Annotated in this window: 12 protein-coding genes and 1 tRNA gene; 9 read left to right on the top strand and 4 right to left on the bottom strand. The window is 63.8% G+C overall.

What is annotated here, in order from left to right:
* Window position 1: 1 nt before the first annotated feature.
* Window positions 2–982, top strand: a complete 981-nt coding sequence (locus tag C7443_RS07505; protein ID WP_110017956.1) for a DUF6635 family protein — start codon at window positions 2–4, stop codon at window positions 980–982.
* Here C7443_RS07505 and C7443_RS07500 read toward each other — a convergent pair.
* Entirely contained in the window at window positions 954–1,862 is a 909-nt protein-coding gene (locus tag C7443_RS07500; protein ID WP_110017955.1) for a DMT family transporter, read from the bottom strand. The two genes, C7443_RS07505 and C7443_RS07500, sit on opposite strands and share 29 nt — an antisense overlap.
* Window positions 1,863–2,034: 172 nt before the next feature.
* Between C7443_RS07500 and C7443_RS07495 the strand changes: the two genes are divergently transcribed.
* On the top strand, window positions 2,035–2,928 hold the full coding sequence (locus C7443_RS07495) for an AraC family transcriptional regulator (protein ID WP_110017954.1): 894 nt from the start codon (window positions 2,035–2,037) through the stop codon (window positions 2,926–2,928).
* 6 nt (window positions 2,929–2,934) lie between these two features.
* On the opposite strand, the gene C7443_RS07490 is transcribed toward C7443_RS07495, so the two are convergent.
* On the bottom strand, window positions 2,935–3,366 hold the full coding sequence (locus C7443_RS07490) for a hypothetical protein (protein WP_110017953.1): 432 nt from the start codon (window positions 3,364–3,366) through the stop codon (window positions 2,935–2,937).
* A 237-nt stretch (window positions 3,367–3,603) separates the two neighbouring features.
* Here C7443_RS07490 and C7443_RS07485 point away from each other — a divergent pair, with 237 nt between their 5' ends.
* The gene (locus tag C7443_RS07485) at window positions 3,604–4,626 is read left to right on the top strand and encodes a metallophosphoesterase (RefSeq protein ID WP_110017952.1); all 1,023 of its coding nucleotides are present in this window, start codon (window positions 3,604–3,606) and stop codon (window positions 4,624–4,626) included.
* Here C7443_RS07485 and C7443_RS07480 read toward each other — a convergent pair.
* Window positions 4,620–5,099, bottom strand: coding sequence for a CDP-archaeol synthase (locus C7443_RS07480; protein WP_110017951.1), 480 nt, complete (start codon window positions 5,097–5,099; stop codon window positions 4,620–4,622). The genes C7443_RS07485 and C7443_RS07480 overlap by 7 nt on opposite strands.
* 109 nt (window positions 5,100–5,208) lie before the next feature.
* Between C7443_RS07480 and C7443_RS07475 the strand changes: the two genes are divergently transcribed.
* Window positions 5,209–5,284 (top strand) — tRNA-Gly (locus C7443_RS07475).
* Between the two features lie 448 nt (window positions 5,285–5,732).
* Here the strand turns inward: C7443_RS07475 and C7443_RS07470 are convergent.
* Window positions 5,733–6,356 carry a TetR/AcrR family transcriptional regulator gene (locus tag C7443_RS07470; protein WP_110017950.1) on the bottom strand — a complete coding sequence of 208 codons (624 nt, stop codon included), beginning with the start codon at window positions 6,354–6,356 and terminating at the stop codon, window positions 5,733–5,735.
* 139 nt (window positions 6,357–6,495) lie between these two features.
* Here C7443_RS07470 and C7443_RS07465 point away from each other — a divergent pair, with 139 nt between their 5' ends.
* From C7443_RS07465 to C7443_RS07445, 5 genes are all read left to right on the top strand, one after another.
* Window positions 6,496–7,629, top strand: coding sequence for an efflux RND transporter periplasmic adaptor subunit (locus tag C7443_RS07465; RefSeq protein ID WP_110017949.1), 1,134 nt, complete (start codon window positions 6,496–6,498; stop codon window positions 7,627–7,629).
* Window positions 7,626–10,706: an efflux RND transporter permease subunit gene (locus tag C7443_RS07460; protein WP_110017948.1), complete on the top strand. Its 3,081-nt coding sequence runs from the start codon at window positions 7,626–7,628 to the stop codon at window positions 10,704–10,706. The genes C7443_RS07465 and C7443_RS07460 overlap by 4 nt, the downstream gene beginning before the upstream one ends.
* Window positions 10,703–11,296, top strand: a complete 594-nt coding sequence (locus tag C7443_RS07455; protein ID WP_110017947.1) for a hypothetical protein — start codon at window positions 10,703–10,705, stop codon at window positions 11,294–11,296. The genes C7443_RS07460 and C7443_RS07455 overlap by 4 nt, the downstream gene beginning before the upstream one ends.
* A 55-nt stretch (window positions 11,297–11,351) precedes the next feature.
* The gene (locus C7443_RS07450) at window positions 11,352–11,804 is read left to right on the top strand and encodes a hypothetical protein (RefSeq protein ID WP_110017946.1); all 453 of its coding nucleotides are present in this window, start codon (window positions 11,352–11,354) and stop codon (window positions 11,802–11,804) included.
* Window positions 11,805–12,000: 196 nt separating this feature from the next.
* Complete coding sequence (locus C7443_RS07445; RefSeq protein ID WP_110017945.1) at window positions 12,001–12,204, top strand: hypothetical protein; 204 nt, start codon at window positions 12,001–12,003, stop codon at window positions 12,202–12,204.
* Window positions 12,205–12,294 lie beyond the last annotated feature (90 nt).

The raw sequence follows: 12,294 nt of genomic DNA, 5'->3' as shown, positions 1-12,294 counted from the left end.
AATGACTGATGCACTGCCTTCCCTGACGCATGCCGCGCTCGATGTCGCGGTCAGTGCCGCCGCCCGTCGCTGGATCGATGCGCGCCGGCAGCGGATCGTCCCGTTCACGCACCGGCATTTCGGCTGGCGCGGCGCCTGGCAGCTCAACCGCGTGGCCTTCGGCCGCGATCTGCTGCGCGCGCCGCTCAATGTGCTGTGGGCCGGTCCGCGTCTGGCGATCGGCGGCGTGGCGGCGCTCAGCCGGCGCGGTGGTCTGCGCCGCGCGGCCGAGCGGCTGGAGCGCGTGCCGCACGGCTGGCGCACCGACGTCGAGCGCGAGCTGGAATGGCTGATCTTCAGCGACTGGCTGGAGCTGCCGTTCACCAGCGGCGGGCGCCGCTGCGAGCACGATTCGCTGTTCGAAACCGTGCTCGCCGAGCCGGTCGTCGCGGCGCAGTTCGCGCCGGTGCTCGCCGAACTCGCCGCCGCCGGCCAGCACCTTGCCCTGCGTGGCCGGCTGACCGATTTCCTGGCGCATTACACCGCCTCGCGGGTGGCGGCGGCGGAACTGTCGAATGCGCTGGTCACGCTTGCTGCCGGCGCGGCGCTCAACCAGTTCACGCCGGGCACGGTGGCGATTGGTGCGGCGGCGGCGAGCGGCATCGCCCAGCATCTGGCGGTGGCACAGTTCGCGCTCGGGCCGACGCTCGGCTCGCTGTATTACGCGGCGTTTCCGGCCACCGCCTCGACCGGGCTGCTGGTGGCCAGTACCGGTGGCGCGATGGCTGCGCTCGGCGTGCTGGCGGCGATCTCCGGCGTGCTGACCGATCCGCTGCAGCAGGCGCTGGGTCTGCATGCGCGCCGCCTGCACAAGCTGCTCGACGCCCTGAATCGCGAGCTCGACGGCCAGGGCAGCGGCGGCTTTGCACTGCACGACGCCTACGTCGCCCGCGTCTTCGATTTGCTCGATCTACTCAACGCGGCAGTGCGGGCCTTGCGCTGATCGCGGCCGCCGCCGGCGCACGCGGCGCGGCGAACACCAGCACGTTGCCGGCCATCACCAGCGTCAGGCCGGCGCCGGCGAGCGGTGTCCAGCGATAGCCCTCGACCAGGCTGGAGATGCTCAAGGCCACCACCGGAAACAGCACCGTGGCGTAGGCCGCGCGCTCGGCACCGATGCGGCCGACCAGCGTCAGGTAGGCGGTAAAGCCGATCACCGAGCCGGGAATGGCGAGGTAGAGCAGTGCGCCGAGGTAGACGGGCGTGCTGTCGATGCGAAAGCTGATGCCGTGCAGCCAGGCCCAGAGCGTGAGCAGCAGCGCGCCGTAGAGCATGCCCCAGGCGTTGGAGCTGAGCGGGCGCAGGCCATGCGCCTGATGGCGCGCCGAAATCATGTTGCCGAAGGAAAAACACAAGGTGCCGAGTGCGGCATAGCCGATGCCGCGCAAGGTGTCACTGTTGCCGCCGGCGAGTTCGCGCCAGAACAGCAGCGTCAGGCCGAGCACGCCGAACGCTGCCCCGCCGAGCATGCGGGCGCTCAGCGCCCGGCCGAAGAAAATCCGCCCGTTGACAGCGTTGAAGACCGTCGCCGCGGAAAACACCACCGACACCGTGCCGCTGCTGATGTAGCCGGTTGCCGTGTAGAAGCAGACAAAATTGATGCAGAACAGGCAGGCGCCCTGCGCCAGTGTCCACAGATGATCCGCTGCGCTCAGGCGCTGCAGGCGGCGGCGCGCCAGCAGCCAGGCGAACAGCAGCGCGGCGGCCAGCGTGAAACGGTAGATGATCGAGGCCTCGATCGGCACCGCGCCGAGCTGCAGTTTGATGGCGATCCAGGTGGTACCCCAGATCAGCACGGTCAGGGCATAGAGCGAAACGGTCATGGCACACGGGCTCCGTTCAGGGGAGGCGCAGCATCGGCCTGAACCGGGTGTGCAGTATTGCGAAAACCTGCGCTGTTTTGCGTGATCTTGCGCTTTATCGGCACCGTGCCGCGGGCCGCGCGCCGGTCGTGGCTATCATCGCCGTGCGGCAGGATGAGGAGGGGACGGAGCGATGGCGGCAACGGGCCGGCGTGACGAAGCGGATGAACCGGCGGTGGCCCGGGCGCTGACGCAGTCGCACGCGCGCCAGCTGCGCGCCGGCCAGCTCGGCGATGGCGTCTCCGCCGCCGTCTGGCGCAATGCCGATGATCGCGTCAGCTATGAGGCGCCGGCGCACCACACGCTGAGCCTGTATCTGGCCGGCGGGCTTGGCACTTACCGCAGCGATCGGCCGACGCTGCATGGCGCGCCCGAGCGCATCTGCATCCTGCCGGCCGGTGCGCCGTCGAGCTGGATCGTCGATGGCGATCTGGCGTTTCTGCACGTCTATATCTCACCGACGCGCTTCGCGGCCGCGGTTCTCGAATGGCTGGACCGCGAACCGCGCGCCTGCAGCCTGCACGACGCGCTGTATGCCGAAGATGCTGTGCTGGCCGCACTCGGTCGCCGCTTGCTGGCGCTGGACTGGGATGAGCCGGCACTGCGGGTGGCGGCCGATGAGTTGCTGCAGGCCATGCTGGCCACCTTGCTGAAGCGCTATGCCGCCGGCGGAGCATGGCCGCTGCTGCGTGGCGGACTGGCGACGGCGGTGCGGCGGCGGGTGCTCGACTATGTCGACAGTCACCTCGATGCGCCGCTCGGCCTGTGTGAACTGGCCGCACAGGCCTGCCTCAGCGAATTCCACTTTGCGCGCATGTTCCGCGTTTCGACCGGCTTCGCACCGCACGCCTGGGTGCTTGCCCGCCGTCTGCGGCGGGCCCGGCAGTTGCTGGGCGCGAGCCAGCTGCCGCTTGCCGAAGTGGCGCTGGCCTGCGGCTTCGCCAGCCAGGCACACTTCGGCAATGTCTTCCGGCGGGCGCATGGCCTCAGCCCGGGGCAGTGGCGGCAGGCTGCTGGCGCCGGCTGAGGCGGGTTAGTCGTCCCAGCCGCGGCGGTGTTCGTGACGACGACCGTCATGACGCCAGCGATCGCCACGGTAGCCGTCGTCATAACGGCGCTCTACATAGCGGTCTACGTACACCACGCGCGGCCGCTCGCGGTAGACGTAAACCGGTGGCGGGGGCGCGACATAGACGCGACGCGGCTCTTCGACGTAATACACCGGGCGCGGAGCTTCCCGGTAGTACTCGCGGCGCGGACTGCCGGACGTGATGGCGACACCGGTGGCTGCACCGAGGGCACCGCCGACGATGGCTCCGTCGCGTCCGCCGAGTTCGTTGCCGACCAGCGCACCGACGGCGCCGCCGACACCGCCGCCAAGCAGCGCATCGGCACTGGAACCCGCCAGCGCCGGCGTCGACAGGGCGAGCGCAAAGCAGAGGGGCAGGGCACGGTGGATGGACATGGGCACTCCGTAATTCTCTGAACTCATGTATCAAACAAGACTGCACCGTTGCGTATGTGCAACGTGAGCGGTATGACCGAACGTTAACTCGGAAGTTGCACGAGTTCACTCCTTGTTGCGCATTGGTATCGGCCCGACATTGGCAACAGTGCTTAAATGGAGTGCAGACTGGCGTGCCGGCCACAGAGGTGGTGGCACGCCGACGATCGCAGGGTGATCGTGAGAAGGGAGGCGATCATGTCGATACAAGCCAGGCGGCTCGCTGAGTCACCGGTTCTGACGGGCGGCGTCCCGCCGGTGCAGCAGGTTGCCGCACCGCTGCCGCCGAGCGACGACGAGCGCTTGCGCGCCCGCCTGAGTGAGCTCCACCTGCGTCAGCGGCTGAGTATGGAATCGGCGCACGGCAAGGCGGTTTTCGGCTACGGGCGCACGTTTTTCCACATCGAGAACTGGTATTCGATCCACGCCGTCATCCGCGGCACACTGCGCCTGATGGGGATTTACGGTCGCGGACAGCGTAATGCCCGCGCACTGAAGGTGGTGCACAACCCGGTGACCCTGCCGGCGTTGCCGGCGGCGTTTTCCGGTCTGCGGCTGCTGCATCTGTCGGATCTGCATCTCGATGGCGATCCCGAATACCTGCATACGCTGTGCGAGCGCGTGCAGGAGGTCGATGCGGATCTGACCGTCATCACCGGCGATTTCCGCTATCGCACGCATGGCGACTGGCGGCCGGCAATGGCCGCGCTGGAGCGCCTGCGCCGCCTGCTGCCGGGCGAGGTCTACGCCATTCTCGGCAACCATGACACCGTACGCATGGTGCCGACGATCGAGGATTTCGGCATCCGCCTGTTGCTCAATGAGCACGTCGTGCTGGAGCGGGGGGCGGACAGACTGTATCTGGCCGGTATCGACGATCCGCATTACTTCTGTACCGACAACATCGAGCGTGCCGCCGAGAACGTACCGCTGGATGCCTGCGCGATCCTGCTTGCACACTCACCGGAGGCCTACTGGCAGGCGGCCCACAGCGGTTTCGATCTGCTGCTCGCCGGGCATACGCACGGTGGCCAGCTTTGTCTGCCGGGCGGCTTTGCGCTGATGACCAATGCCGATTGCCCGCGCAGCTTCTGCCGTGGCCCCTTCCGCTACTGTGACATGCAGGGCTACACCTCGGCCGGTACCGGTTCATCGATCGTTTCGGTGCGTTTCAATTGTCCGCCGGAGCTGGTGGTGCACGAACTGCGGCGTCCTCAGTAAGGTTCCTTGCGCAAGCGCAGGCGGTAGCCGATCCGCGACAGCAGCAGTTCGAGCAGCACAAAGGCCGCGACCAGCCCGGCGATGTCGCCGGCATCGAGTCCGAAGTCGGCACCGACGACAGCGGCTGGCAGCAGAGATTCCGGGATCTGGTCCAGCCCGAGTGCCTGGGCGCTGGCGCGCAGGCCGAGGCGGCGCTTGCAGAAACTCGAACCCAGATCGCCAACCATCGCTAGCGCTGCGATCAACAGGCCGTCGGCAGCACTGTGGCCGAGCAGCATGGTGAGCAGCGGCGTCAGCAGCAGCGCCGCGGCAATGCCGCGCCAGGTTTTACTGGGGCCGAACAGGCGGCGGCCATCGGCGAGGCAGTATCCGCCGTCCACGGCGCGAGTGGCCCGGTTGCCGAGCAGTCGGGTCGTCAGCACCGGAGCGCTGTTGGCGATGATGATCAGCAGCAGCAGACTGACGAAGTCCATACCTTGAGAGCTGTGGTGTAGAGGGGGGGGAGCACTCCACGCGAGAGGTGCTTGCGAACTGCGTAACAGGTGCGTAATATGCATGCCCTGCCGTCGTTGACGGCACGCTGCGGGAATAGCTCAGTTGGTAGAGCATAACCTTGCCAAGGTTAGGGTCGCGAGTTCGAGTCTCGTTTCCCGCTCCAATTTATGATCTGCAGGCTTCCTCTGGAGTCTGCAAGACTTTAAAAAAATGGCCGAAAGGCCATTTTTTTATTCCAGCGATGTAACTCGCCCTTATCCCGTATGCTCGACTCGTTCTTTCGTGAGTGAAGCAATTTCACTCTGCACAGGAGCGGCCGTCGTTTTTTGCACTGCGCTGCTGTACCAGCGTGCGGTTTTTTCGCGCAGGCAGGGAGAAGAGCAGGTTTCTCGTTCTGGATAAAGAGGCTGCGCTCCTTTGGTTTTGATGTAGAAAGCCCGGAAGTCGCTGAGAAACCGCTGAATTCGAGTTTGCACTGATTATTTATGTGCGACGGTTTGAATCAGCCGAGGGCCGGGCAAAGCGCAGCTGGCCCTTGCGGGAGAGGGGAGGCCTGCCTGTTGCAGGGATCAGGCATTCTCCAATGCCGCGCCGCGTGTCCGCGACCTTCATCATTTGACCGGGCATAGCGCCCGCGCCAGAGAATCGACCATCTTTTCCATATCGCGCTTGGTGTGCCCGGCACGCGAACGGATGCCGATACTGTGAGCGGTCGAAGACAACAGAAAGCCCATCGCCTCAATGTCGGTATTGGGGGGGAGCTCGCCTTGGGCTTGGGCTTCCCGTAAGCGCGCAAGAAGCTGGTGGTCCATTTCTTCCAGTACGTTGTCGAGAACCTGCCGAATTTCCGGATCGGTCAGCGCTTCAGCTGTCGCCGTGGAAATAACCGCACAACCACTCACCCCGATGCTTTCGTGTGGGCCGTCCACATTGATGGCTGCGTGCAGATAGCGGGCGACCACATCGACAAATGACGTGTCCTCGGGCCTTGCTTGCAACGCAGCGCCGAAATGCTCCCGTGCGTAATCCTGAAATCGCCGCATGGCCTTGATGTAGATGGTGCGCTTGTCTCCCAGTCCGGCATAGAGGCTGGGACGGTTGAGCCCGGTTGCTGCCGCGAGCGTGTCCAGTGACGTGCCGGAGTAGCCCCCCTTCCAGAACGCGCGCAGAGCGCTCTCCAGAACCTGTTCGGGATCGTAGTTGCGCGGCCTGCCGCGCGGTCGGGCTGTGGTCATATTTGTACTGATCCGAAAAAAATGCATTGACTATTTTATGCGCTTCAGTACAGAATGCAAATCGCTTTTTATGCGAAACGGTACAAAATAATTTCAACCCTGTGCGTCGCGTTTTTTTACGAAGCAATCGGGCAAATGCATGGATATGCCTTTTAAATATTTCTCCCCACCTGGCTGGGCTCACGTCAGAGGTATTAAGCCGTTTGCCGCTTTTACGGCTGCGGTGCTCAGCGCTGTTCTGGCCGCTTGTAGCGACGCCCCGCCGGCAAAGTCAGCGGCTGTCCCGGTTCATGTCGTCACGGTTCAACCAAGCCAGGAGCGTTTCGCGGTAACGCTGTCCGGCACCATCGTCTCCAGGATTGAGAGCCAGCTGGCATTTCGCGTGCCGGGTCGAATCGTCGAACGTCTGGTGGATGCGGGCATGACGGTCGCCAAAGGTGGGGTGCTGGCTCGGATCGATGACACGCCGTTCAAGCTGGCGGTGCAGGAGGCCTCGGCCGATCTGGTGCAGACGCAAGCCACCCTGGCGCGGGTGCGTCGGGATGTCGAACGCAACCGCCGCCTGACGCAATCCGGTGCGATCGCAAGTGCTGATTTCGACGCTTTAGAGACCCAGTACGTCAATGCCCAGGCACAGGTGCGCGCCGCGCAAAGCCGGCTGGATCGGTCGCGCAACGACTTGTCCTACACCGCCTTGACGGCACCGGCCGCTGGCACCGTGGCGCTGGTGCAGGCCGAGGCGGGTCAGGTGGTCGCCGCCGGAACGCCAATCTTGAGATTGGCGCGCAGCGGCGAAAACGAAATTCAGGTCGATGTGCCGGAGAGCCGCATCGGCCAGATCACCCAGGCACAGCAGGCCGTCGTGCGTCTGCTCAGTCTGCCGGCGGTCGAGCTGGCCGGCACGGTGCGTGAGGTCGCCACGGTCGCTGACCCGGCAACGCGGACCTATCGCGTGCGCATCGGCTTGCCGGAGCTGCCTGCCGCTGCCCGGCTGGGCATGACGGCCTCCGTCCGCTTCGATGCTGCGCAATATGGCCTGCATCTGCAGCTGCCCATCACCGCGCTGATTCAGCAGGGCGGGCAAACCGGGGTCTGGGTTTTACCCGATGGCGCGCAGCAACTGGTGCTGCGTCCGGTCTCGCTGGCCGCGATGGATACCGACACCATCACCATCGCCGACGGTGTCGCGCCGGGTGAGCGTGTGGTGGTCGCGGGTGTGCATCGGCTCGACACCAATATGACTGTGCAGCCGTGGGATGGGCGTCTGCCATGAAACAGGGATTCAACCTGTCCGCATGGGGTCTGCGTCACAGCACACTGGTGGTGTTCGCCATGATCCTGTCCCTGCTGCTGGGAACGCTGGCGTACTTCAATCTGGGGCGCGCTGAAGATCCCAGTCTGACCATCAAGGTCATGACCATCGACGTGGCCTGGCCGGGGGCGACCACACGCGACCTGGAGCAGCAGGTAGTGGAGAAGATTCAGCGCACACTGCAGGAAGTGCCGAACTACGACTATGTGCAAAGCTACGTCCGACCTGGGCAGGCCACCATCTTTCTGGTGCTCAAGGACTGGACGCGCAAGGCGCAGATCGACGAGAGCTGGTATCAGGCGCGCAAGCGCGTGGGAGACATCCGCGACACCCTGCCCGCAGGCGTCCAGGGGCCGTTCTTCAACGACGACTTCGGCGATACCTTCGGCTCCATCTACGCCTTCCATGCCGATGGCTTCGACGACGTGCGGATGAAGCAGGTGCTGCTGGCCGCCCGCGAACGCATGCTGGAGGTGCCGGATGTCTCCAAGGTGCTGCTGCTGGGCGTGCAGGAGCCGCAGATCCACGTCGAATTCAGCCACTCCCGGCTCGCCCAGCTGGGCATCGCGCCCCAGCAGCTGTTGGATAACCTGACACGGCAGAACATCGTCGCACCGGCTGGCGTCGTCGAAGGTGCGCGGGTGCGCATCCATGCCCGTGTGGATGGTGCGGTGCGTTCGGTGGCAGATATCGAGAACGTTGCCATCGAGACCAATGGCCGTACCTTCCGGCTCGGCGATGTGGCGACGGTTACACGCGGCTTCGTTGACCCGCCCCAGCTGTCGATGCACCGCAACGGCGAGCGCGTGACCGGCCTGGCGGTATCGATGGTTGATGGCGGCGATATCCTGGCCTTGGGCGGGAGGCTGGATGCGGTCGTGCGGGAGATCCAGCAGGTGCTGCCTGCCGGCATCACCATCGAGAAGATCGTCGATCAGCCGACGCTGGTGAAGCACTCGGTCAATGAGTTCCTGGGGCACTTTGTGCTGGCCCTGGGCATTGTGCTGGGTGTCAGCCTGCTGGCGCTGGGTTTTCGCACCGGCATCGTGGTGGCGCTATCGGTGCCGCTGGTGCTGGGCATCACCTTTTTCATCATGTGGCGCCTGGGTATCAACCTGCAGCGCATCTCGCTGGGAGCGCTCATCATCGCGCTGGGCCTGCTGGTCGATGACGCCATCATCGCCGTGGAGATGATGCAGGTGAAGATGGAGGAAGGCTGGGATCGCATCAGGGCCGCCAGCTTCGCCTGGACGAGCACGGCCTTCCCGATGCTGACCGGTACGCTGATTACCGCGGCTGGATTCGTGCCGGTAGGCTTTGCCGCATCCTCGACCAGCGAATTCACCGGCTCGATCTTCTGGGTGGTGGGTATCTCGCTGCTGGTGTCGTGGGTGGTGGCCGTGTTTTTCACTCCCTACCTGGGAGCCAAACTGCTGCCAAACATCAAGCCACACGGCACTGACGGGCATGGTGATGCTCACCAGCGTTTCCACCGCTGGTTCAGCGGAAAAATTTCCTGGTGTGTAGCGCACCGCAAAACCGTGCTGGCCGCGACCGCTGCGGCCTTCGTGCTGTCGCTGGCAGCATTCCAGCTTGTGCCCCAACAGTTTTTCCCGGATTCGCCGCGCGAGGAAATTCTGATCGACGTGCATCTGGAGGAAGGTGCCAGCTACGCGGCCACCCTGGCCGAAACTGAAAAAGTGGAACATCTGCTGCGCCAGGACAATCGCGTGCGTGACTTCACCGCTTATGTCGGCAGTGGATCACCGCGCTTCTACCTGGCGCTCGATCCCGAGACCCCCAAGCTCAACTACGCGCAGTTGATCGTCTATCCGCACGAGATCAAGCAGGCCGGCATGCTGGCCGCCGATCTGCGCAACCGCTTGGCGGACACCTTTCCACACATCCGCACGCGGGTCTATCGCTTGGAGCTGGGACCGACCGTCGGCTATCCGGTGCAGTTCCGTGTACGCGGCGCAGAGCCCGACACGGTGCGTGAGATTGCCGCAAAGGTGCGTGACCGCATGCGTGAGCATCCCCATGTACGCGACGTGAACCTGCAATGGAACGAGCGCACCAAGGCGCTGCGCTTGCAGGTCGATCAGGACCGTGCCCGGGCGCTCGGCCTGGATACCCAGGAGATTTCGCGCACGCTGCAAACCCTGCTCAGCGGCGTTACCGTGACCCAGGTGCGCGAAGGCACGGAGCTGATCGCCGTGGTGGCCCGTGCCGTAGAGGCCGAACGCCTGGATGCCGGTCAGATCGGCGACCTGACGATACGCACCGCCAGCGGCCGCAGCGTGCCCTTGAGTCAGGTGGCCAGTATCGAACCTGTGCTGGAAGAAGGCGGCCTGTGGGTGCGCAAACGTCTGCCCACGCTGAGCGTGCGTGCCGATGTGCAAGGAGCCCAGGCGCCGGATGTATCCAAGCAGATCGAACCGATGTTGCAGGGAATCAAGGACAGCCTGCCCGTCGGCTACAGCATCGAGACGGGAGGAGCCATCGAGGAAAGCATCAAGGCCGATACCGCGATCCAGGCCGTGATGCCGGTGATGCTGCTGCTGTGGGCGCTGTTTCTGATGATCCAGCTTCAGAGCTTCAGCCGCATGTTCATGGTGGTGCTGACCTCACCGCTGGGCATGATCGGCGTCAGCCTGGCTCTGCTGCTGACGCGCGCGCCCTTCGGCTTCGTGGCCACTCTGGGCGTGATCGCCCTGGCCGGCATGATCATGCGCAATTCGGTGATTCTGGTTGATCAGATCGACCGTGACATCGCCGCCGGCGAGCCACGCTGGCAGGCCATCATCAATGCCACGGTGCGCCGTACCCGCCCGGTAGTGCTTACGGCCCTGGCGGCCATCCTGGCGATGATTCCTCTGACCTTTTCCACACTGTGGGGGCCAATGGCGATCGCCATCATGGGGGGGCTGACTGTCGCCACCGTGCTGACCCTGTTTTTCGTTCCCGCACTGTATGCGGCCTGGTTTCGCGTCAAGCGTGATGAGCCCGCACCTGCCATAGCGGATGCACAGGCATGACAGGCGAAATTGGCGTGAGCGTTTCTCGTCGCCTCATCCTGAAAGTGCTGGGTGGTGCTGCGCTCGCCAGCGTGCTGTCTGTTTGCTCCATCGGATCGGCGTACCTGTGCGCGGGCATTCCCCGGCCGGAGTGGTTCGGGTATGCCTCGGCGCCAGTGCAGGCCAACTATGCGGTGTGGTGGCGGCACTTTAACGCTACGCAATTGGCGCAACCGCTGGAAACCTCCCAGGCATCCAAACCGGACATCGCCCAAACTCGGGGGTGGGTAGAGCAGGCACAGGCCCGGTCCCGGCGCACTGGAGTCGATCAGGCAGTGCAGGACGCCAGGCGTCATGACGCCCGGGAAAACCCGCAGGGCAGGGGCTTCCGGGACAGTTCCACATTCGGGCGCAACTGCGACTATTACAAGGCTGGCGTGGGCGCCTCCTGCAAACTGTATTTGTTTGATCGCCCGCGCAGGCCGTCGGCGGTCGTGCCGGCGCGCCGCGACCAGGCCTTGCTGCGCCGTCAGCTCAACCATCAGCGCTTGGCAGTGCAACCGGATCAACCGGATCAGCAACGTCATGCCACCCGAGTCGTGGGGGGCTGAATTGCTGCTTGCCCGGTCTTCACTGGCAACAGAACAGCCGGCTCCGGAGCACTGGATGAATCCACAGCGCGACCGCCTGGCGTTGCTGGCGGGCCAAATTCCCAGCGAGTTCGAGCAGTCAGGTTCGCCGAATCGCCTGCCTGAAGTTTCGTGGAAGGTAGGCTTCGAGCAGCAGGGAGCGCTGCTGCATTTGCGCCCGGACGTGTGGGATCCGCAATTCACCAGAGTGCTTATGCCCGGCGGCGCGATCAACGTGGCGGGTTTGCTCGGCTTGCGTTGGCGACAGACTGACCTTGCCAAGGTGGACGCGGAAATCCCGCTGGCCAACGGGCAAGGCACGAAAGCCTTGGCTGGATATCACCAGTCGTTGCTGCTGGCGACCGAAGATATAGAGAACGCTTTGGGTGAGGTATGCGTCGTCTGGATGGTCCAGCAGTCCAGTCGACTTGTCGTTATTGCGGCTAAGCAGCAATGGCTGTCAGCTCAGCACGGTGTCCTCCCAACTTGAGAGACATGAATACATTTTTAGATGCGTCTCTATGCAGCGATCAAGACAAACATACATAAACGTTTGGCAATAACAAAAATGGGTTTTGTCATTTCTTGTGCGCCAACAGGATCTGGACTTGATCGTTTATATGTGAATTTTAAATGGAATCATTAAAAAAGGCACTTTATCGTGCGTGACTTGAGGAGACAAAGCGATGAGCACTACAAAAGAAATCGATATGGATTATCTTTGTTCTGATAGGTCGGAGCGGCAGTTTGAAGAGATAGGCAGGGCTGTGATTGCCAAAATTTTTCAGCGGCGATGCCTTGTGGATGATACATCTGGAGCGGACTGTACTTCTGCTTCTGAAGAAGAGATTGAACCGCACTTGGGGCGCGTGATGTTGGCGGTGGGGTAATCCCCCCGCTTTTAACGGACGTCAAAAGTGGGGCTAAGCGGCGAGTGCCAGTTTTTGCATCGGGGTGATGCCGCCAAGCGCCATGTTGGG

Source organism: Plasticicumulans acidivorans, assembly GCF_003182095.1.
In the GTDB taxonomy this organism is placed as follows: Bacteria; Pseudomonadota; Gammaproteobacteria; order Competibacterales; family Competibacteraceae; genus Plasticicumulans; species Plasticicumulans acidivorans.
The sequence above is the reverse complement of the archived record's forward strand: the minus strand, read 5'-3'. Positions and strand labels throughout refer to the sequence as shown.